The 20,331-nt window shown below is 45.3% G+C and carries 21 protein-coding genes; 10 read left to right on the top strand and 11 right to left on the bottom strand.

Going from position 1 to position 20,331, the window contains the following annotated elements; translation table 11 throughout:
- Nucleotides 1–146 precede the first annotated feature (146 nt).
- Nucleotides 147–1,622, top strand: coding sequence for an acetyl-CoA carboxylase biotin carboxylase subunit (accC, locus tag ACVW0P_RS08180; RefSeq protein ID WP_457131638.1), 1,476 nt, complete (start codon nucleotides 147–149; stop codon nucleotides 1,620–1,622).
- Nucleotides 1,623–1,696: 74 nt separating this feature from the next.
- Here the strand turns inward: accC and ACVW0P_RS08175 are convergent, their stop codons facing one another.
- Entirely contained in the window at nucleotides 1,697–2,152 is a 456-nt protein-coding gene (locus ACVW0P_RS08175; protein ID WP_457131637.1) for an NUDIX domain-containing protein, read from the bottom strand.
- Between the two features lie 88 nt (nucleotides 2,153–2,240).
- Between ACVW0P_RS08175 and ACVW0P_RS08170 the strand changes: the two genes are divergently transcribed.
- The 3 genes from ACVW0P_RS08170 to ACVW0P_RS08160 all read left to right on the top strand — a co-directional run bounded on the left by ACVW0P_RS08170 (nucleotide 2,241) and on the right by ACVW0P_RS08160 (nucleotide 3,829).
- Nucleotides 2,241–2,738: an SRPBCC family protein gene (locus ACVW0P_RS08170; protein WP_457131636.1), complete on the top strand. Its 498-nt coding sequence runs from the start codon at nucleotides 2,241–2,243 to the stop codon at nucleotides 2,736–2,738.
- A gap of 218 nt (nucleotides 2,739–2,956) precedes the next feature.
- Entirely contained in the window at nucleotides 2,957–3,136 is a 180-nt protein-coding gene (locus ACVW0P_RS08165; RefSeq protein WP_457131635.1) for a hypothetical protein, read from the top strand.
- 108 nt (nucleotides 3,137–3,244) lie between these two features.
- Complete coding sequence (locus ACVW0P_RS08160) at nucleotides 3,245–3,829, top strand: riboflavin synthase (protein ID WP_457131634.1); 585 nt, start codon at nucleotides 3,245–3,247, stop codon at nucleotides 3,827–3,829.
- On the opposite strand, the gene ACVW0P_RS08155 is transcribed toward ACVW0P_RS08160, so the two are convergent.
- Nucleotides 3,826–4,974 (bottom strand): tetratricopeptide repeat protein, encoded by a 1,149-nt coding sequence (locus tag ACVW0P_RS08155; RefSeq protein ID WP_457131633.1) that lies wholly within the window; start codon nucleotides 4,972–4,974, stop codon nucleotides 3,826–3,828. The genes ACVW0P_RS08160 and ACVW0P_RS08155 overlap by 4 nt on opposite strands.
- 93 nt (nucleotides 4,975–5,067) lie before the next feature.
- Between ACVW0P_RS08155 and ACVW0P_RS08150 the strand changes: the two genes are divergently transcribed.
- Complete coding sequence (locus ACVW0P_RS08150; RefSeq protein WP_354431086.1) at nucleotides 5,068–5,358, top strand: hypothetical protein; 291 nt, start codon at nucleotides 5,068–5,070, stop codon at nucleotides 5,356–5,358.
- Nucleotides 5,359–5,451: 93 nt separating this feature from the next.
- On the opposite strand, the gene ACVW0P_RS08145 is transcribed toward ACVW0P_RS08150, so the two are convergent.
- The 4 genes from ACVW0P_RS08145 to hscA all read right to left on the bottom strand — a co-directional run bounded on the left by ACVW0P_RS08145 (nucleotide 5,452) and on the right by hscA (nucleotide 10,104).
- Nucleotides 5,452–6,474, bottom strand: a complete 1,023-nt coding sequence (locus ACVW0P_RS08145) for an alpha/beta hydrolase family protein (RefSeq protein ID WP_457131632.1) — start codon at nucleotides 6,472–6,474, stop codon at nucleotides 5,452–5,454.
- Nucleotides 6,475–6,539: 65 nt separating this feature from the next.
- On the bottom strand, nucleotides 6,540–7,127 hold the full coding sequence (locus ACVW0P_RS08140) for a Crp/Fnr family transcriptional regulator (RefSeq protein ID WP_457131631.1): 588 nt from the start codon (nucleotides 7,125–7,127) through the stop codon (nucleotides 6,540–6,542).
- Between the two features lie 18 nt (nucleotides 7,128–7,145).
- Nucleotides 7,146–8,132: a hypothetical protein gene (locus tag ACVW0P_RS08135; RefSeq protein WP_457131630.1), complete on the bottom strand. Its 987-nt coding sequence runs from the start codon at nucleotides 8,130–8,132 to the stop codon at nucleotides 7,146–7,148.
- Nucleotides 8,133–8,247: 115 nt separating this feature from the next.
- The gene (gene hscA, locus ACVW0P_RS08130) at nucleotides 8,248–10,104 is read right to left on the bottom strand and encodes a Fe-S protein assembly chaperone HscA (RefSeq protein ID WP_457131629.1); all 1,857 of its coding nucleotides are present in this window, start codon (nucleotides 10,102–10,104) and stop codon (nucleotides 8,248–8,250) included.
- A gap of 191 nt (nucleotides 10,105–10,295) precedes the next feature.
- Between hscA and ACVW0P_RS08125 the strand changes: the two genes are divergently transcribed.
- The gene (locus ACVW0P_RS08125) at nucleotides 10,296–13,115 is read left to right on the top strand and encodes a TolB family protein (RefSeq protein WP_457131628.1); all 2,820 of its coding nucleotides are present in this window, start codon (nucleotides 10,296–10,298) and stop codon (nucleotides 13,113–13,115) included.
- Between the two features lie 135 nt (nucleotides 13,116–13,250).
- Here ACVW0P_RS08125 and ACVW0P_RS08120 read toward each other — a convergent pair whose 3' ends face one another.
- The 3 genes from ACVW0P_RS08120 to ACVW0P_RS08110 all read right to left on the bottom strand — a co-directional run bounded on the left by ACVW0P_RS08120 (nucleotide 13,251) and on the right by ACVW0P_RS08110 (nucleotide 15,630).
- Nucleotides 13,251–14,012 (bottom strand): copper homeostasis protein CutC, encoded by a 762-nt coding sequence (locus tag ACVW0P_RS08120; protein ID WP_457131627.1) that lies wholly within the window; start codon nucleotides 14,010–14,012, stop codon nucleotides 13,251–13,253.
- A 66-nt stretch (nucleotides 14,013–14,078) separates the two neighbouring features.
- A complete protein-coding gene (locus ACVW0P_RS08115) occupies nucleotides 14,079–15,101 on the bottom strand; it encodes a N(4)-(beta-N-acetylglucosaminyl)-L-asparaginase (protein ID WP_457131626.1) in 1,023 nt (340 codons plus the stop codon).
- Between the two features lie 88 nt (nucleotides 15,102–15,189).
- A complete protein-coding gene (locus tag ACVW0P_RS08110) occupies nucleotides 15,190–15,630 on the bottom strand; it encodes a putative signal transducing protein (protein ID WP_457131625.1) in 441 nt (146 codons plus the stop codon).
- 15 nt (nucleotides 15,631–15,645) lie between these two features.
- Between ACVW0P_RS08110 and ACVW0P_RS08105 the strand changes: the two genes are divergently transcribed.
- From ACVW0P_RS08105 to ACVW0P_RS08090, 4 genes are all read left to right on the top strand, one after another.
- Nucleotides 15,646–16,641: a helix-turn-helix transcriptional regulator gene (locus ACVW0P_RS08105; RefSeq protein WP_457131624.1), complete on the top strand. Its 996-nt coding sequence runs from the start codon at nucleotides 15,646–15,648 to the stop codon at nucleotides 16,639–16,641.
- A gap of 249 nt (nucleotides 16,642–16,890) precedes the next feature.
- On the top strand, nucleotides 16,891–17,337 hold the full coding sequence (locus tag ACVW0P_RS08100) for an EVE domain-containing protein (protein WP_457131623.1): 447 nt from the start codon (nucleotides 16,891–16,893) through the stop codon (nucleotides 17,335–17,337).
- An 11-nt stretch (nucleotides 17,338–17,348) separates the two neighbouring features.
- A complete protein-coding gene (locus ACVW0P_RS08095) occupies nucleotides 17,349–17,774 on the top strand; it encodes an SRPBCC family protein (protein WP_457131622.1) in 426 nt (141 codons plus the stop codon).
- A gap of 16 nt (nucleotides 17,775–17,790) precedes the next feature.
- Complete coding sequence (locus ACVW0P_RS08090) at nucleotides 17,791–18,252, top strand: GyrI-like domain-containing protein (protein ID WP_457131621.1); 462 nt, start codon at nucleotides 17,791–17,793, stop codon at nucleotides 18,250–18,252.
- A gap of 31 nt (nucleotides 18,253–18,283) precedes the next feature.
- On the opposite strand, the gene ACVW0P_RS08085 is transcribed toward ACVW0P_RS08090, so the two are convergent.
- Together ACVW0P_RS08085 and ACVW0P_RS08080 are read right to left on the bottom strand one after the other, a co-directional pair.
- The gene (locus ACVW0P_RS08085; RefSeq protein WP_457131620.1) at nucleotides 18,284–18,811 is read right to left on the bottom strand and encodes an SMI1/KNR4 family protein; all 528 of its coding nucleotides are present in this window, start codon (nucleotides 18,809–18,811) and stop codon (nucleotides 18,284–18,286) included.
- Nucleotides 18,811–20,145, bottom strand: a complete 1,335-nt coding sequence (locus ACVW0P_RS08080) for a dihydroorotase (RefSeq protein ID WP_457131619.1) — start codon at nucleotides 20,143–20,145, stop codon at nucleotides 18,811–18,813. Before ACVW0P_RS08080 ends, ACVW0P_RS08085 begins: the two co-directional genes overlap by 1 nt.
- Between the last annotated feature and the right edge of the window lie 186 nt (nucleotides 20,146–20,331).

The raw sequence follows: 20,331 nt of genomic DNA, 5'->3' as shown, positions 1-20,331 counted from the left end.
GTAGCTGTATTTTATAAAAATCTGATTATTAGTTAATTGCAAATATATCATCGTGTTCACGGCCGTGAACGTGAACATTTAAGCTGTTTTTAGGCCGATTAAAATGGCATTTCTTTTTTACAGTTAATCCGTTACATTTGTTACCTATGCAAAAAATTCTGATAGCAAACCGTGGCGAGATCGCGCTGCGTGTAATGCGTTCGGCCCGTGAAATGGGCATTAAAACAGTAGCCGTTTATTCTGAAGCCGACCGTAATGCGCTCCACGTACGTTATGCCGACGAGGCCGTGTTTATCGGCGAAGCTCCATCCAGTCAATCGTATCTTGTTGGCGATAAAATCATAGCCGCCTGTAAACAAACAGGTGCGCAAGGCATCCACCCGGGTTATGGTTTTTTGAGCGAAAATGCCGGTTTTGCAAGACAGGTGCGTGAGGCAGGTTTGATCCTGATCGGCCCATCGCCAGAGGCTATGGAGGTTATGGGTAATAAACTATCCGCCAAAGCTGCAGCGTTAAAATATAATATCCCCATGGTGCCCGGCACCGAAGAAGCCATTACCGATGTGCCCGAGGCCAAATTGCGCGCGGTGGAGGTTGGTTTCCCTATCCTGATCAAAGCCGCTGCAGGTGGCGGGGGTAAAGGGATGCGCATAGTAGATGGCCCCGAAGACTTTGAAGAACAAATGGGCCTTGCCGTGTCCGAAGCTATTTCGGCCTTTGGCGACGGCGCTGTTTTTATAGAACGTTATGTTTCGTCGCCCCGCCATATTGAGATCCAGGTATTGGGCGATACGCATGGCAATATCGTGCACCTGTTCGAACGTGATTGCTCGGTACAACGCCGCCACCAGAAGGTGGTAGAAGAAGCGCCGTCTTTTGTACTTACGCCAGAGATCCGCGAAGCGATGGGCAAATGCGCCGTCGACGTGGCCCGCTCTGTTAATTATACCGGCGCCGGCACTGTTGAATTTATTATGGATGATAAGCTCGATTTCTTTTTCCTGGAGATGAACACCCGCCTGCAGGTAGAGCACCCGGTTACCGAACTGATAACCGGAATCGACCTGGTGAAAGAACAGATCCGAATAGCACGTGGCGAAGCCCTCAGCTTTAAACAGGAAGACCTGAAAATACAAGGCCACGCGCTCGAGCTGCGTGTATATGCCGAAGACCCAGCGAATAATTTCCTGCCGGATATTGGCACGCTGCAAACCTACATCACCCCCAAAGGCCCCGGTGTTAGGGTTGATGACGGCTTTGAGCAGGGCATGGAGATTCCCATTTATTACGACCCAATGATAGCCAAGCTTATCACCTACGGCAAAGACCGTACAGAGGCTATAGAACGCATGGTCCGCGCTATTGACGAATATATCATCACCGGCATTACCACAACGTTGCCGTTCGGCAGGTTTGTGATGGGGCACGAGGCGTTCACCTCCGGCAATTTCGATACCCACTTCGTTAAAAATTATTTCACCCCCGAGTCGCTGGAGACAGGCAACGAAACCGAAGCGCTTATCGCGGCGTTAGTAATGGAGAAATTGCTTGCCGGCAAAAAGGTATCCGTTGCAGAAACAGCTGTTGCCGCGGAAAGTAATTGGGTTCGAAATAGGAAATAGCCCCCCTCTAATCCGATAGCTATCGGATCTCCCCTGGCAGGGGAGACTTTCGAACTAACCCGCCTAATTCCGGTTCAGACCAGTTCCTCCAACTCTTCAATTAACCCGATCTGCCCCGGAATCATCTTTACTTTAGCTTCATCGATAGTGAACCAACCGGCACGGTCAATCTCCGGGAAGCTGGCGCGCTTGCCGGATTTTGGCGGCCACTCAATTTCGAAGGTGTTGCTGGTAATGTTGGTATGGTCTATATCGCCCTCTACTGCCCAGGCGTGTACCACCTTGCCGCTTTTTTGCTTAACGGGTTGTAGTTTTATAAAATTGCCGGTGATGGGTTTGCCTGCTTCCTCCTCAAATTCGCGTTTGGCTGCGGCGAGGGGTTCCTCGTCATCGGTAAATTCGCCTTTGGGTACCGACCACGCACCGTCATCTTTTTTGCGGAAGTACGGCCCGCCTGGGTGCACCAAAAAAACCTGTAATACCCCGTCTGTTAACCTGTATAATAAGATCCCCGCGCTTTGCTTCAGCATAAATTAGTTTTAATGGCAAATTAGCAAAACACAAAGTATTATGGTTAGTTTTATGTAATACAATCCCCGTATGTAAACCTTTGTTATTATGGAAGACACCCGCTGGACCAAATTTAAACTTTGTGGCGATTTTAATGTAGACCTGCGAAGCCTATACCTTGCCTGGAGCACACCCGCCGGGCTTGAAAAATGGTTTCTGCGCAAAGCGGACTTCTTTACCGTTCCGCAGCGCCTGAGGGGTAACGATGAGCAAATTTTAAAGGAAGACACCTACACCTGGTACTGGCATGGCTATAGTAACGATGTGATGCAACAAGGAAGTATATTAGAAGCCAACGGGCAGGATGAGATCAAATTTACCTTTACCGGCGATAGCGTGGTTGCCGTGAACTTTAGTACCCGCAATGGCTTAACCATTATAGAACTGGAACAAACCGGCATCCCGCACGAAAATGACCCCGAAAAAAACTTGCTGGTGCAATGCCAAGTAGCATGGACGTTTTACCTCGCCAACCTAAAATCTGTAATGGAAGGAGGGAGGGACCTGCGCAATAAAAGGGTGGAACTACAAAGCCGATTTAAATAATGCGCAAATTTTAATTTTAGCGGTCATAAATTACTCCCTCATACATGTGCTGATTTTCACATTACCTTCTGCGCGAAAGTGAAAAATAAGTTGCATAAATATTTATGAAGTACTTTTATGATAATCAACAAACTTATCACAATCCAAAAACGTCCACAAAAAATTAAATCGGTAGCCTGATTGTTGCTATTAGCACTAACGGTATTTTTTTATTCGGCTTGCCAAAAAGAAACAAAGCTACCGTACTTGATACCAATAACGATAAAAAAATAGCTGCTTCTATAGCTAATAATCTTTACAGATCAATTGTAAACTTAGCGAGCCAAAACACTAAATCAACTTTACCTGCTACCACCGGTGTGCGTAACGGAAAAAAATTAGCGGGCTATTACTATTGAGTAATACGCAACCTACATAACTATAAAGCGGATAGCCCCAAAGCTATCCGCTTTTTTTATGATGTTGCGCTAACACTTGGCACATCCAAAAAACATTACTTTTGCAGCATGTTTACAGGAATAATAGAAACCTTAGGTAAAGTAACCGATCTACGCCACGATCAGGGCAACCTGCACATCACAGTGCAATCGGGCATTGTTAATGAGTTAAAGATAGATCAGTCGGTAGCGCATAATGGTGTTTGTTTAACCGTGGTTGGGTTGACCGACGATACGCACACCGTTACCGCAATAGCAGAAACATTGAGCAAAACCAGCATTGGCCACCTAAAAGTTGGTGAACCTGTAAACCTGGAGCGCTGCATGCAAATGAACGCCCGACTTGATGGCCACATTGTACAGGGCCATGTAGACCAAACTGCCACCTGTACCAAATTTACAGAGCTTGATGGCAGCTGGGAATACACTTTTGAGTATGATCCATCAGCAGGGAATGTAACGGTAGAAAAAGGCTCTATCTGCGTTAATGGCATCAGCCTAACGGTTGTAAACTCGGGCCCTAATTATTTTTCGGTAGCCATTATACCGTACACCTATGAGCATACCAGCCTGCACAACGTACGCGAAGGCTCCGTGGTAAATTTAGAGTTTGATATTATTGGCAAGTACGTTGCAAGATTGATGAACCGCTAACGGCTCAAAACCGCCACTCTGCTTTTGGAATAATCTATAAAGCCCTTTTGTTTATCTACAGGAGGCTTGCCTGCCAGATACTTTTTGTAATATTTTATCGCGCTCTTCTTATCCTTTAGGTTGGTATCGTACACATTTGCCAACGAATAGTAGATCATGGGCGATTCATCAAACTCCAGGCTTTTTTGGTAGGCTGTTATCGCTTTTTTAAACCTTTTTAATTTCTCGTTACTATCTGCAACTTCGCCATAATAAGCGCCCGTGTTTGGCGATATGCCCTCGGTAATAGCTTTTTGCAGGTAAAATATAGCCATCTTTTGGTCTTTAACCGCTTTGTAGCCTAAGCCGGTGTAGTAGTAGCTGGTTTCGTTCCGGGCAATCTCGTCCATACTCACAAAGGTGGAGATGCTGCAATCATAGTTTTTGGTATTGTAATAAGCCACGCCAAGCTTGGTAAGGACCTGACCGGATGTATTACCATAGTTAACCAGCTTTAAGCAGGTGTTAACCGTTTCGGGCCATTTCTTTTGTGCATACTGTAGCTTCATGAGGCTGTTTAGCAATACGATGTTTTCCGGGTCGGCATTTATAGCCGCGGTTAAAACCTTTTCGGCCTGCGGGGTAAATTTCATACTGATGTATAGATCGCTCAGGTCTGATGCTACATCTGCTTCGGCAGGGTTAAGCTGATTTGCCCTTTGCAGGTACAAGATATATGACGTTATATCATTTTTATCGTGGCTGATGGTAGCCAGTTGCTTGTACACAATAAAGTTAGTGGTATCGTGCGCTATAATGCGTTTGTAATAAAGCTCGGCTTTGGCATTGTTGCCACGGCGCAGGTTTAAACTACCCAGGCTATGCAATACAGCGGTATTGGTGGAATCGATATTATAAATGCGCTGGTAATATACTTCGGCATCTGCCAAACGCCCGGCCATGTTTGATGTATAGGCCAGTTGGCCCAATGCTTTTGTACTGTTTACTGGTTCGGTGTACGTTTTCTTCAGGTAGTCTGCAGCCTCGGCAAAGCGTTGGTTTTGATAATAATCTAATAGCAAGGCATCATCAGGCTTAGTTGTTTGCTGCGCAAAACACGCTGTGGAAACGGCAAAAGTGAGTATAAGGGAGAAGATAGATTTCATATAACTAAGTTATTAGTTATAATCGATAAATCCAAAATAAATATACTTTGGCACTGTTATGGCTATGTACAGTTTATATAAATAAAGATACCTATGGATAAGATCAGAAAATTTGAATTGATGGAAAAAATCGTCCATGAATTAGAAGACTTAAAAAACAGTAACCAGGCGTTGATACAAAAGATTGCCAAAATAGAGGTAGACAATATTGACCTTGGCAACAAACGCATAGAAAAAGACCTGCCCGATATGCACCAGCGTATTGCGGATAACCTTGACACTATTGCAAGCATCCTTGAAGATTTTGCAAACCAAACCGACGAGTATAGCGATAAAAACAACATAACTGCCCTAAAAGAGCAGGAAGAGATAGACAACCTGTAATAGGTTTGTTTAAATAAAAAAAAGCCTCGAAATCGGGGCTTTTTTTATGCTTTTTTCTTCGTTAGCCAAATGGAGTCTAAAAGTATTAGCTATCTAGTTCAAACTGTTCTTAAAAAACTTAGCAGCTATCCCTCCAACCTGCTCATGTATAGCATGGCGGTCAACATCCGAGCCATCGTTAAATATCATCCCGCCGTTTTTTTTTAGGTCGCCAAGGGCTTCGTTCAGGAATACGTAGTGCGCCGCCCTGCCAGGTACTATATATAATTTTGATCTTGGCATCAGTTTATGATAATGCATGGCATTGGTTTTAACAGGCGCTATGCTGTCGCTTTGCGCGCCAACAATATATAGGGGAATGCCTACATCCCTAAACTGACTTGCTTTTGTAAACCCCTGCCCAACGGCCGGGCACATAGCAAATACCGCCTTTATGCGTTTGTCTTTTAATGGCGGGCTGTTATCAAACGATCTTTGAATAGCGGCATCGTCCAATGTATTGATCAGATTAGGGAATTCGGGGATGGTGATCTCTTTAGCACCATCCGTGGTTTGGGTAAAATCTTCCATTGCCTTTAAGTCTATTTTTGCACCGGCCAAAGCAATAACCGTATAGCCGCCGATAGAAAAGCCCGCCGCGCCTATACGTTGCTTGTCTATCACTTTATTCAGCACGGGGTTTGCTAATAGTTGGGTTAGCACAAAAGATATATCCTGCGCACGTTGCCAGGGCGTAACAAACTCAATGGCAATTTTGTTATCGTGGGTATTGCCCCAGTGGTCTACAGCCGCTACAACAAAGCCTTGCTTCACCAATATATCTGCCAGCCATTCCATAGTGAGGCGGCCACCACCTGTGCCATGCGAGATCATGATGAGCGGGTGTTTGGCAACAGGCAATTTTGCATCCCTAACGGTAGGATCGTGGACAAATGGAAAACCCTCTTTTAATTTGGCTGCTTTACTTTTATCGGTGGTAGGGTACCAAATTTCGGTGGTTAGCGGCCGCTTGCGTGCAGTATCGTTATATTTAAAGGTTTGCTCGCCTATTATAATTTGGCCGAAGGCTGTTATAGGTAACAGGACTATGAGGAATAAGATGTGCTTTAGCTTCATGTGTTTGGTTTGATATACAAAGCAACCTATTTAAAACCTGACGCTTATTGACAAATGTCAATAATTCACTTTTTTGATTTTAAGCGGCTCAGCGTTTCCTGCGAAACGCCGAGGTAGTCTGCAATAATTTTTGATGGCAGCCTTTGAATAAGCGTAGGGTTGGTTTGCAATAATAACTTGTATCGTTGTGTGGCATCCATAGTTATCAGGCTCTCTATCCGTTTGATGGAGGCGATATAATCCTTTTCGAGGCCTAAACGGTATACATGCTCCCAGCCGGGAAAGTTATCCAGCAGATCGTTAAAATCACGATGGCTGATATATAGCACCTCGCCTGGTTCGGTGCTTTGTATGGCTGCCAGCGAAGGTTCCTGCAAATTAAAACTCGGAAACGCGGTACCAAACCTGCCTTCGGTAACCAGGAATCGGGTAGATTCTTTGCCGTTCACATCCAGCATAAAAACCCGCAGGCAACCCGAATTTACGAAGTACAAGTAAGGGTTAACATCACCAGCATGCAGTAAAATCTCGTTCCTTTTTGTTCTCTTCTGCCTAAACTTGCTGCAAAACGTAGCCAGTTGCTCATTGCTTACCTGCATGTTGCCGGTAACATATTGTTTAAGCAGCTGGTATGGCGATAAAGCAGGTGGCATAAGCCAAATATAAAAAATCTATTGGTACTGGATATAAATAGGAGCGGGCTTTAAGCTAAGCACCTCTTTAGGCGTCATCATTCGTTTTGGGGCGTTCTTAATATCGTTCTTGTAAAATAATTTAAATCCGGTAAACTGCACAGGTTCGCCTGCTACGAAATATTTGTAGGTGCCTTTTTTTAGGTCGGGGCCTCCCCAGCCATCCATATCCATCACAAACTGTACGTTTTGGTTCAGCTTGATGTCCTGATAATTGGTTACCATGCGCTTTGTAAAGCGGTGTACCACAAACATCTTTGGCGGCAGGTTATATTTTTTACAAAGACCGCTCAGGTAATTGGTAACGTAGTTAATGTCTTTAGCATCAAACGTGCCGATGCGTTTGCCGGGTACGCTACCTTCCTTCATAGAAAATTCAGGGTCGATGCCGAAGTGTACGTTAGGCATCTTCAGGTATTTCTCTAACTTAGGCAACTCGGTTTCTACCGTGCTAAAGCCAACCTGGATATCCAGAAAAACAAGCGCGTTGATAGGTTTTGCCATTTCGATAGCCTTATCTATCTGACTAAAGGGCATTCGCAGGTTATGTAAACCATCGCGTCCTGCATCCGCCTGTGCCGTAACACATATATAATGCAGTGCGGGTTTTACAGGTGTTTTTGGGTCGGCGGCTTCCCAGGCTTTCACTTCGGCCAATAATTTGCTGCGCATCACCGATGGCTCATACTCGCCAAGTACACCCATCTTTTTCGAGTACATGTTGCCATAGTAAGCCACCACACGGTAGAAAGGCAATATTGCCCCTGCCTTAGGATATGGCGATTTTTTGACAGGCCATTTACCTGTTTTATCGCCATTGGCTAAACGGGCGACCAACGAATCGTAACGGGCACTATCCAGTGTGGCCGGTTTTAAAGTACTATCCTGTTGGGTGGTTTGTGCTGATGCGGAGAAAGTTGATGCTGCCATTGTAAGGCAAACCGCTATGCGTAGAATATTTTTCAAGTGCTGATTATTAGATTGCACAAATAACGCATTTTATGGCAATGAGTTTGGAATAATCTGAGGAATAAAAATACGTGTCATTGCCAAGCTATCGCAGCAATGACACGTATATGATCTACTCTATACTTTTTCCCTTCATCGCGGTGGCGATGGCAACATCCATTACGCGTTCGGCAAAGGGGCGGGTAAAGTTGTTTAAAGTGTCAATTTTGGTGTGTATATGGTCTTTATCGCCCGTGCTTAAGGCGGCTTTAACGGCTTCTAACTGGATGTGTGTTTCAGTTACTTCCTCAGTATTTAAAAGTTGCCCGTTCTTTTTAAGGAAATTCTCTACCACGTACACTATTTGTTCCGCTTCGGTTTTGGCTTCTATCAGCATACGGGCGCTTACGTCGTCTTTGGCATGGGTGATGCTGTCCATCAGCATTTGCTCAACCAGGTCATCGGTAACGCCGTAGGCCGGTTTTACTTCTACTTCTTGTTTTACACCACTGCGCAATTCAATAGCCTGGATCTTGAGGATGCCGTCTGCATTTAGTATAAAGTTGATATCAACCTTAGGGAAACCAGCCGGCATCGATGGGATGCCCTTCAGTTCAAACTCGGCCAGTTTGCGGTTCTCGCTGATCAGGTCGCGCTCGCCCTGATAAACAGCGATCTTCATATTCACCTGGCCATCTTTGGATGTAGTGTATTGCCGGCCTGCTTTGGTCGGGATCTTAGAGTTGCGGGGGATAATGGTATCCATCAAGCCACCCATAGTTTCGATACCAAGCGATAGCGGGGTAACATCCAGCAGTAAAATATCGCTGCGGTTACCGGCTAAAACATCGGCCTGTATGGCGGCACCAAGGGCAACCACCTCATCGGGGTTAATGCCATCGTGCACCGGACGACCAAAAAAATCAGCTACCATCTTTTTAACTAAGGCGGTGCGGGTGCTGCCGCCAACCATCACCACTTCATCAATATCAGCCGTGGTTAGTTTAGCGTCTTTCAACGCGTTTTGGCAGGCGGTAATGGTCTGCTGTACTTTAGGTAATATCAGTTCCTCAAAGGTATTACGGTCAATAGTGCACCAGATGTCACCTATCTTTTCATTGAAAATGCTTTGGTGGGCAAATGCCTTTTTAGCTTCCTCGGCTTTAAGGCGAAGCTCTTGCGTAAGTTCGCGGTTATTGGCCAGTTCGTTTTTATCTATGTTATTTTTTTCTATCCAGTAATCGGCAATGGCGCGGTCAAAATCATCACCACCCAAAAAGGTATCTCCATTGGTAGCCAGCACCTCAAAGATGCCGTTTTGAATTTGCAGGATAGATACGTCAAATGTTCCGCCGCCCAAATCATACACTGCAATGGTTTTGGTTTCTTCAGGATCAAGCCCAATGCCGTAAGCCAGGCTCGCGGCGGTGGGCTCGTTCACAATACGTAACACGTCCAGCCCGGCAAGTTTACCTGCATCCCGGGTTGCCTGGCGCTGCGAATCGTTAAAATAGGCAGGCACCGTTATCACCGCGCGGGTTACCGGGGTTTTAAGCGCATGCTCAGCACGTTCTTTAAGTTCTTTCAATATCAGGCCCGATAGCTCGATAGGGTTGTAAAATTTTTCGCCAACCTTAATTTTTACCAGGTTCTCGCTATCATCGTCGATGATCTTGTAGGAGAAAAAGTCCTGGTAGTTTTTTACATCAGCATAAGAGCGGCCCAGCAAACGCTTAACCGAAAAGACGGTGTTCTGCGGGTCGGTTATCAAATATTCTTTGGCTTCGTTACCAACGGTGATATCGCCCGCGGTACCAAAATGGACAACAGAAGGCACTAAAACACCCTTGCCGGTATCATTAATAACCTTTGGGTTTTTGTCGGGATCTATAAAGGCCACCAAGGAATTGGTTGTACCCAGGTCGATACCTACAATAATATCTTCTTTTTGTATGGAACCCGTTGCCAGGTTGATAGAAACTTTAGCCATGGTAATATATCACAAAGCGCAAATGTACTCAGTTTTAGGGGATGGAGTGTCATTTGGATTTCGGATTTACAATTGTCTTATCCCGAATTATAATAATTAACGAATTTGCCGAACTAAAGGGCTTCAAATTCTGTTAATTCACCAAATTCGTTTAATTCGAGTTTCAGACAAAATCGCTATTTTCATGCCCAATGTTTAAACACCTGCTTCTTCCCCTGTTATTATTCACCGCCACACTTGCAAAAGCTCAGCAATTTGGTGGTAACCCGCCGTCAACCAACTGGAAACAGGTGGAATCCCCGGTGGCGCGGGTAATTTATTCGCAGGGAATGGATTCGGTAGCGCAGCGTGTGGCACAAACCATTGCACAAATGAACCGCAGTATACAACCAACCATTGGCTTTAAGCAAAGGCAGGTAAGCATTGTTCTGCAAAACCAAACTACTATATCAAATGCTTATGTGGGTTTAGCGCCGTTCCGCAGCGAGTTTTACCTAACGCCCGGGCAAAACAGTTTTGATGTAGGCAGCCTGCCATGGCCCGAGCAATTGGCTATTCACGAGTTTAGGCACGTGCAGCAATACAATAATTTTAATGTAGGCCTGTCAAAAGGCCTGAGCATCCTGTTTGGTGAAGGCGGGCAGGCGTTAGGCAACGCTTTATCAGTTCCCGATTGGTTTTTTGAAGGCGACGCCGTTTATAACGAAACGCTGGTGAGCCGACAGGGCAGGGGGCGGTTGCCTTACTTTTTTAACGGCTTCCGCGCCTTATGGGCTGCCGGTAAAGATTATAGCTGGATGAAACTCCGGAACGGTTCTTACCTGGATTATACCCCCAACCATTACCCGCTTGGTTATATGATTGTTGCCTATGGCCGCGAGAAATACGGAAACGATTTTTGGCGCGGTGTAACGCACGATGCGGCTGCATTTAATACGGGTTTTTACCCATTGCAAGGCGCGATTAAAAAGCATGCGGGTGTCGATTATAAAACTTTCAGGAATGCGGCCTTTAACCATTTTAAACAGGTTTATAAAAACGATGTAAAGGATAACGATCCCAAAGCAAAACGCCAACATTTTATAGCCGACGAGGAATTTCCGGCGTATGTGAACGATAGTACCATTATTTATCTGCGGACCACCTATAACCACATCCCTAAGTTTGTTATCCGCACGGGTAACCGGGAAAAGGTGATTGCCACGCAAAGCATCAACACCGATAATTTTTTTAGTTACCACGATGGCAAGGTTATCTACGCCGCATACCGCCCGGATCTGCGCTGGGGCTATCGCAATTATAACGAGTTAATGGTGCTTGATGTGCAAACCGGAAGGGAGCACCGCATTACCCGTAAAACAAAATACTTTTCGCCCGCATACAGTGCAGATGGTAAAATGATTGTAGCTGTTGATGTGGCGTCGACGGGAAGGAGTACGTTGCATTTGTTAAAAGAGAATGGTAAATTAATTTCCGAATTGCCAAACACGGCTGGCCTATTTTACACCTATCCCAAATTTTATGGTGATGACAAACTGATCTCGGCTGTGCGCAATTTCAAGGGCGAAATGTCGCTTGCGCTGATTGATATAAAGTCGGATTCTACGACATATTTACTACCCTTTAGTTTCGAGCCGATAGCTTTTCCGCAAGTGCAGGGCGATGTGGTGTACTTCACCAAAACATCGGGCGTTAATGATAAACTGTTCGCGCTCAACATCAAGACTAATCAATTGGCCGAAGTAAATGCCCCTGTTCAAGGCGGTTCTATAGGTTATTACCAATCTGCCGTCAGCCAAAATAAAATAGCTTGGACTGGCTTTACCGCTTCGGGTTATCATTTGCAGCAAGCTAACCGTGCCGATGTAGGGCTATCACCTGTAAATAATGCCCAGGCGTTTTCGGCCTTGCCGGATATGAATATCAGCGCACTAAAAAACGATAGCGCGGCTAATTTTGTAGCTTCTATTAAGCCCGATTTGCTACCCGTGAGTAATTACAGCAAATTGCACGGGCTGTTCAATTTCCATAGCATCTTCCCAAGTTTTGATGACCCTAATTACTCCATCCAATTGGTGGGTAATAATGTGCTTAACACGTTTGATTCGCAGTTGACCTTTAGTTATAACCGCGATGAGGGCTACAAACGGATAGGCTATGATGCAGCGTATGGCGCATTTTTCCCTTACCTGCTTGCCGGTGCCGACTACACCTTTGATCGCCGCGGGTTTTACAAAGGCAACAGCATTTACTACAACGAAACGGACATTCACGGTGGCCTACAGGTACCGCTGAATTTCTCGGCAGGTAAAAACTCAACTTCGCTATCGGTTAGCAGCAGTTTTTATTATAGCCGCAACACTTTCCAGGAGGCCTTCCGTAGTTTGTTTAAGGATAGTTACTACACCTACCTGAGCAATACGCTGCGCTTCAGCAACCAAACCCAAAGGGCGAAGCAAAATATCAACCCACGTTTTGCGCAAAACATCAACATCAGCTATAAAAAATCACTTACCGGCAGGGAATCAAACCAGATATTGACAACGGGTGCACTTTATTTTCCGGGGTTGGCCCCTAACCACAGTTTGGTTCTAACCGGGGCGTACCAGCACCGCGGGCAAAATAACGGTATTGGTTTTTCTAATGATTTCCCTTTCGCGTACGGTTACAGTACCGAGAACCTCGATAACATGAACAAGTTTGGTGCAAGCTACCATTTCCCAATAGCTTACCCGGATGGTGGCGTTGCTAACCTGCTTTATATTCTGCGCCTGCGCGGCAATATATTTTACGATCATATGCACGCAACGGATTCTAATTTTTTATTAGAAGGCAAGCCTTTCAATACAAACTTCAGATCGGCAGGTGGGGCAATTTTCTTCGATACCAAGTGGTTTAACCAGGCGGACATAACGTTTGGCATACGATACAGTTACTTATTAGACCCCGACCTATTTGGCGGCAGCGGCCATAATAGAATAGAATTGGTGTTGCCGGTGGCGGTCTTTTAATTTGTTTGATTACACCGATTTGCCAATTAATACTGAATTTAATGAGGTATATATTAGCTGATAAGCATGATGTAAATTAGATCCTTCGCTATCGCTCGGGATGACAAATAGTGATTCACTAAATCACTAAATTATTTACCCATTCGCCGCTTCCAATATCGCTTTAACCTTATCGGCACTCGTAACATCTAAACTATATTCATCGGTGATGCCGCCGGTGAGGAGGATATGGTCGTTTTTGTATTGCATGCCACCTTCATAATTGATACGGGCAGATGAATGCACCTCAGTTGCACCAGTAAAATGTACCAGGTCGGCAACATTGTTTTCGGTAATGCCGCTGCCGGGCATAATGGTGATACGGCCTGTAGCTTTTTCTATCAGGTGCAATATTATATTAGAGCCTTCCATAGCAGTACTTTTGCCGCCCGAAGTAAGGATACGTTCGCAACCCATCTCGATGATCTGCTCAAGGGCCACATACTGGTCTGCGCACATATCAAAAGCACGGTGAAAAGTAACCCCCAGGCCCCATTGGCGGGCAAGGCGCACCAGTTCGGTACAGCGTTCTACATCAATGCTTCCATCGGCCCTAAGCATGCCAATCACCACGCCATCGCAACCAGCTTCTATGCAGTTGCGGATATCGGCCTGCATCACTTCAAATTCCAGATCAGTGTAGAGGAAGTCGCCCCGGCGCGGCCGGATGAGTACGTAAAGTTTTATATGCAGGTGTTTACGGGCAAGTAGCATTTGGCCGTATGACGGCGTGGTACCGCCTTCGCCAAGGTTCTCGCAAAGCTCAACCCTTATGGCGCCACCTTGCTGCGCGGCAATAGCCGAGGTTACCGAATTGGCGCAAACTTCAAGTGTTACAGGTGAAGGCTTATGGCTCATATAGCGGAGTAGGTTGTATTTACAGAAACCACGTATTATTTAAATATGTTTTATATATATTATAGTTTATTTTTTATCGTCTTTATAAAAGCTTTTGCCGGGTATCAGCAAGTCTTGTTTGTTGGCATCACACACTGCAAAGCTAAAGCCCTCTTGTATTGCGTAAGCACCGTATTCGCCTTTTTTGTTGATAGCCAGGAAGCCCACCTGAATCTCTTTAGCGGTCTCCGGTTTCTTTTTGATGATGCGGTGCACAGCCTCTTTACAGGCATCCTCGGGCGAGTACCCTTGGCGCATCAGTTCGACCACCAAAAAGCTGCCCACGTTACGGATCACCTCTTCGCCAACCCCCGTAGATGTAGCGCCGCCAACTTCATTATCAACAAATAAACCGGCACCAATTATCGGGCTATCACCTACACGTCCGTGTAGTTTAAACGCCATACCGCTTGTGGTACAAGCACCGCTGATGTTGCCTTTAGCATCAATAGCCAGCATACCAATGGTATCGTGGTTGTATTTGCCACCGGGGCGGTGCTGCTCATTCTCTATAGTCATCTTAGGCGAGTATTTAGCCGTTACCAGCCATTTTTTCCAAGCCTTTTCAGATTCGGGGGTTAAGAGTTTTTCTTTTTTGATGCCCTGCTCAACCGCAAATTGGGTAGCGCCATCGCCAACCAGCATTACATGCGGGGTTTTTTCCATCACCAAACGGGCAACGGCAATAGGGTGGGCGATGTGTTCCATAGCTGCAACCGAGCCGCAGTTGCCAAACTCATCCATAATGCAGGCATCCAGCGTAACCCGTCCGTCGCGATCCGGATAACCTGCACGGCCTACGGTATGGTTTTTCATATCCGCTTCGGGGATCTTTACACCGGCCTCGACAGCATCAAGCGCACGGCCACCTTTCTCAAGTGTTTTCCATGCTTCTTTATTGGCTGCAATACCAAAATCCCAGGTAGATATCACAATTGGCAACCTGTCGCCGGGCACTGCAACTACAGCGTTTGCCCTGGTGTATTTTGATAAGGTTGCTAACGAAGCCGTTACAGCGGTTAACTTGATAAAGTTGCGACGATTGTACATGACGATAAATATAATGATAGGGTAATAATAAGTACAATTGTATCAGCTTTGATACAATTGTACTTACATAATTGTATTCCCGAATGCTCTATTCAAAATCCCTTTGGCAATTGAAGCAATGCCATGCCCTGCGGGAACAAAATGGCAGCACCGCCAATAGGGCCGATACCAAAGCCACCAGCCAGTGTGCCTTACGCTCGGTAGCCGGGCCGAAGCGCACGTTGTTCGATCCGCAATAGGGGCAAATAACGGGGGAGTGTGTTTCATCGTCTATCTCAAAATGGTCTTGGTCGTGCAGGTCGCTACCTTGAGCTAAAATTTCCCGGCTGCGTTCCAGGTCGCGTTCAAATATTTTTAGTTTGATGCCACCCACGGCGTTGTTAAAAACCGGGTTGGCCGATATGATATTGTCATCGGCAATAAAACACTGGATGCCGTTATCTTCCAGTTTGGTACGCATAATGTGCGCCAGCATAGGGTCGTAATACTGCTCCAGGGTGATGATCTTATCTTCGGATTCTGCTGCCATATTTAACTAACATTTATGCTAAGGTACTTTGTTTTTGCTTATTTTGTGGTTATGAACCGCATCGACCGTATCTCTGCCATATTAATACAACTGCAAACCCGCCGTATTGTTAAAGCCAGCGATATCGCGGCGCGGTTTGATATCAGTCTACGCACGGTTTACCGCGATGTGCGGTCATTGGAAGAAGCCGGCGTACCTATCATTGGCGAGGCTGGTGTGGGATACTCGTTGGTAGATGGTTACCGCCTGCCACCCATTATGTTTACCAAGGAAGAAGCCACCGCTTTTTTAACTGCCGAAAAGTTTGTAGAGAAAATGACTGATGCATCAACCACTGCCCAGCACCGTTCTGCAATGGATAAGATACGGGCCATACTTAAAACAACCGAAAAGGACCTGTTGGAAAGTATGGATGGCAGCATAGAGGTGCTTAAAAGCCAAACCCAGCGCAGGGTAAATAATAATAACCATATCCAAACCATTTTAAATGGTATCGCCGCTAAAAAGGTGCTTTGTATCGATTATACAGCAGGTTACACCCAAATAAAAACTAACCGGCATATCGAGCCCATCGGAATCTTTTACCTGGATAGCTACTGGCACCTGATAGCCTACTGCCGCATGCGTAACGATTACCGGGATTTCAGGCTCGACAGAATACAAGAGATCCAGGAAACCGACACTACCTTTAAAGGCAGCCACCCAAAACTCAAAGATTACCTTGCCCAAACCGCATCAGAACATCACCTGGAAACCATCGTAATTAAGGTTAACAGCAGCATTACCAATTTTATAAACGAGCAGCGTTTTTACCATGGCTTTGTTTCTGAAAAACATACCACTAACTACACCGAAATGACCTTCCTTACCACCTCGGTAGAAGGGTTTGTACGTTGGTTTATGATGTTTGGCGACCATGCCGAGATCATCAGTCCGCAGAAGATAAAGGATAAGGTTGTTGAAGTGGCCGAAGGAATTATGAAGCGGAATGCGGTGCCTATGTCGATGTAACCCTGTTAAGCTGTCTATTTACTCACCGGTCATTGCTTCGCTCGACCAACCTCTCTTTGCTACGCGGAAAGAGGGGTAAGCGCCATTTTTCTTTTCACCCTCTTTGCGCATCAGAGAGGGTCGACCAGCGAAGCGGTGTCGGGGTGAGTAAAATAATGAATTTTCTTCCCCTGCTGACATACTGTTGTCAATCTCCCGCGTTTCTTTGCGGCAAAATAATTGTAATTATAAGTAGATAGCCATCACGTTATGCCACAAAAATATTGGATAGCCGTTGCTTCAAAAGATCATGTAGCCAGCGGTGTCGAAGGCGGGTTTATGCAGGCCAATCACGGTAAAGAAGCTCCGCTCAAAAAAATAACCCCCGATGACTGGGTGATATTTTATTCGCCGAAGCAAACCTATAGCGGTAAAGAGCCGCTGCAGGCTTTTACAGCAATAGGGCAGGTGAAAAATGTCGAGATCTATCAGCATAAAATGAGTGAAGATTTTGTGCCCTACCGCCGCGATGTGCATTTTTATAAATGCACCGAAGCATCTATCAATCCGTTGATACCCGACTTACAATTTATAGAAAATAAGAAGGCATGGGGCTTTAAATTCAGATTCGGCTTTTTTGAGATACCGGGGCACGATTTTGAACTAATAAAATCGGCAATGATCCGCGGAGAATTAACACACACTACACACATCTAAATTTACATATCATGAGCAAACTAAAATTAACAACCAAAATTGAGTTTAAAGCCCCTGCTGCTGAGGTTTGGAAAGGCTTGACAGACCCCGAATTGGTAAAGCAATACTTTTTCGGCACAGTACAAAAATCCGACTGGCAGGAGGGCAGCCCGATAACCTGGAGTGGCGAGTGGGATGGCAAAAGTTACGAAGATAAGGGCGTTATTAAAGAGATAGTCGCCGGTAAATATGTAAGGTACAGCTACTGGAGCAGCATGGCCGGTACCGAAGACAAACCCGAAAATTATGCCGATGTTAGCTACGAACTGGATGAAAAAGGCGATATTACCATCCTCACCATCACCCAGGATAATATTAAAGACGAGGCATCAAAAGAGCACTCAGAAAACAACTGGCGAATGATGTTTGATGGTTTGAAGAAGTTGATAGAGAAATAAATTATAACACCTACCCATGAATTACGAAACTACAAACCTGGCCATGTTTTACGTTGCGGGCATCAGCATCCGTACTATTAATAAGGACGGCCAAGCCGGACAGGACATTGGCGCCCTTTGGCAACAATTTACCCAGGGTAACTTTGCCGATAAGCTGGAAGACAAAGAAGGCAGCGAATTGTACTGTGTTTACACCGATTACGAAAGCGACCATAATGATTACTATACTGCTATTTTAGGTTGTAAGGTTACGTCGATAGAATACCTTCCCGAAGGGTTTGTAGGTAAGGCGATCCCCGCGGCGAAATATGCTGTTTTTACCCCTGCAGGTAAGTTCCCGGCAAATATTGGTGAGACCTGGCAGTATATCTGGCAATCGGACCTGCAACGAACCTACACTGTGGATTTTGATGTATACCATACTGCTGATAAAGCTTTTGAAGATATTGAAGCTAAGGTTTATGTGGCGATAGATTAAACAGAACGGTTTAAATATTAGCGGGTAAAGGTCATTTTTTGCCCGCTTTTTTTTCACTACCATCATGGTTGGTGTCTTCCAGTGTCCAATCAATCATTACTTCTTGCACCCATTCCATAAAGTTATCATTTGTGATTTCGGCTTCCTCTAACAAGGAGTAATTAAAGTCCCATTGCCAAAAAACAACCGGACAAAGACCTTCTGCTATTTTTGACAAATCTAAACAATAATGATTACCCCCTCCATCGGGAGAAAACGGAAAAAAATGGGAAGGCATTTTATTATCCACTTCAAAGTGTTCGAAATGGTATATCTTATTTAGCGAAGTTTCTTTGAAACTCCCATCAAGCCCGTAAACTTCAGTTCCAATTAATGAAATTCCATTATGAATGGATAATATATATTTAAAATCTAATGGTAATAAAAAGCCAATATTTTTTTCTACCAATCTAATTCTGTCATCATTTATTGAATTGCCCAAATCAACAAGGCTACTATCGAATCTTAATAATTCAGCAAGTATTTCCTCGCATTGCTTATATATAAGTGAGTTTTCCATTAGCGGGTAAAGGTCATTCTTTGCCCGCTTTTCTCGTTTACAAGGTTGCCGTTCTCGTAAACTAAATTACCGGATACTATTGTGCTCACCACTTTGGCCTTAAACGTACTCCCCTCAAACGGCGACCAGCCACATTTGTACAAGATGTTGCTTTTATTCACCTGCCATGGGCTGTTCAGGTTTACCAGTGCCAGATCGGCCCAGTAGCCTTCGCGGATAAAACCACGTTTCTCTATCTGGAAGATGGTTGCCACGTTATGCGCCATTTTCTCGGCTATTTGCGCTAAAGATATTTTACCGTGGTGATAAAGCTCCAGCATGGCGGGTAGGGCATGCTGTACCAAAGGGCCGCCACTTGGCGCTTGCAGGTAAACTTGCGATTTTTCTTCGATGGTATGCGGGGCGTGGTCAGTTGCGATAACATCTATGCGGCCATCTAAAACAGCTTTCAAAATTTCGTCGCGGTCTGCCTCTGTTTTAACAGCCGGATTCCATTTAATTAGCTTGCCTTTTGTTTCGTAATCCGCATCGGTAAACCATAAATGGTGGATGCACGCTTCAGCGGTTATGCGCTTATCAACCAGTGGGATATCGTTACTAAACAGATGTGTCTCTTTAGCGGTAGAGATATGCAGTATATGCAGGCGGGTATTGTGTTTTTTAGCGAGTTCCACCGCCATAGATGAGGACAGGTAACAAGCCTCGGCACTGCGGATCTTGGGGTGCAGCCTCACCGGGATATTCTCGCCAAGCAATTGTTTGTAATGCTCCAGGTTGCTTTTGATGGTGGCTTCGTCCTCGCAGTGGGTAGCTATCAGCATGGGCGACTGCGCGAAAAGGTGCTCCAGCGTGGTGGGGTTATCTACCAGCATGTTCCCGGTTGATGATCCCATAAAAACCTTTACACCACAAACGTTTTTGGCATCGGTACGCAAAACTTCGTCGAGGTTGTCGTTTGATGCGCCCATAAAAAATGAGTAATTGGCCGGTGACGATTTGGCCGCCATATCGTACTTGTCTTGCAGTAATTGTTGGTTAAGCGTATTGGGCACGGTGTTGGGCATCTCCATAAAAGAAGTTATGCCACCCGCTACCGCCGCGCGAGATTCTGACGCGATATTGCCTTTTTGCGTTAGCCCCGGCTCGCGGAAGTGTACCTGGTCGTCAATACAACCCGGGAAAAGGTGGAGGCCTTCGGCGTTGATCTCTTTATCCGCTGGCGAATTGATCTGCCCGTCTATCTTTTCAATAAAACCGTCTTTAATGAGAAGGTCGGCCTGGGTTTGCTTTCCTTCGTTTACTATCGTCGCGTTTTTAATGAGGATTGTAGCCATAAAGGCAAATATAGTTTTTTTAAAGAAACAGGAGTTAGGATGTTAGAATCAAGAGGCAAGAAACAAGACAAGATCAGGTTGTAGAAATCAAGAGTCAAGCCCTATGAGTCAAGACAAGATTAATCAAAAAGTCAGAATCAAGATGAAATTATGTCTTGATTCTTGACTCTTATTTCTTGATTCTCC

The sequence above is a fragment of the Mucilaginibacter sp. UYNi724 genome (assembly GCF_054057495.1).
Note: the sequence above shows the minus strand (reverse complement) of the source record. Positions and strands in the feature narration are given on the sequence as shown.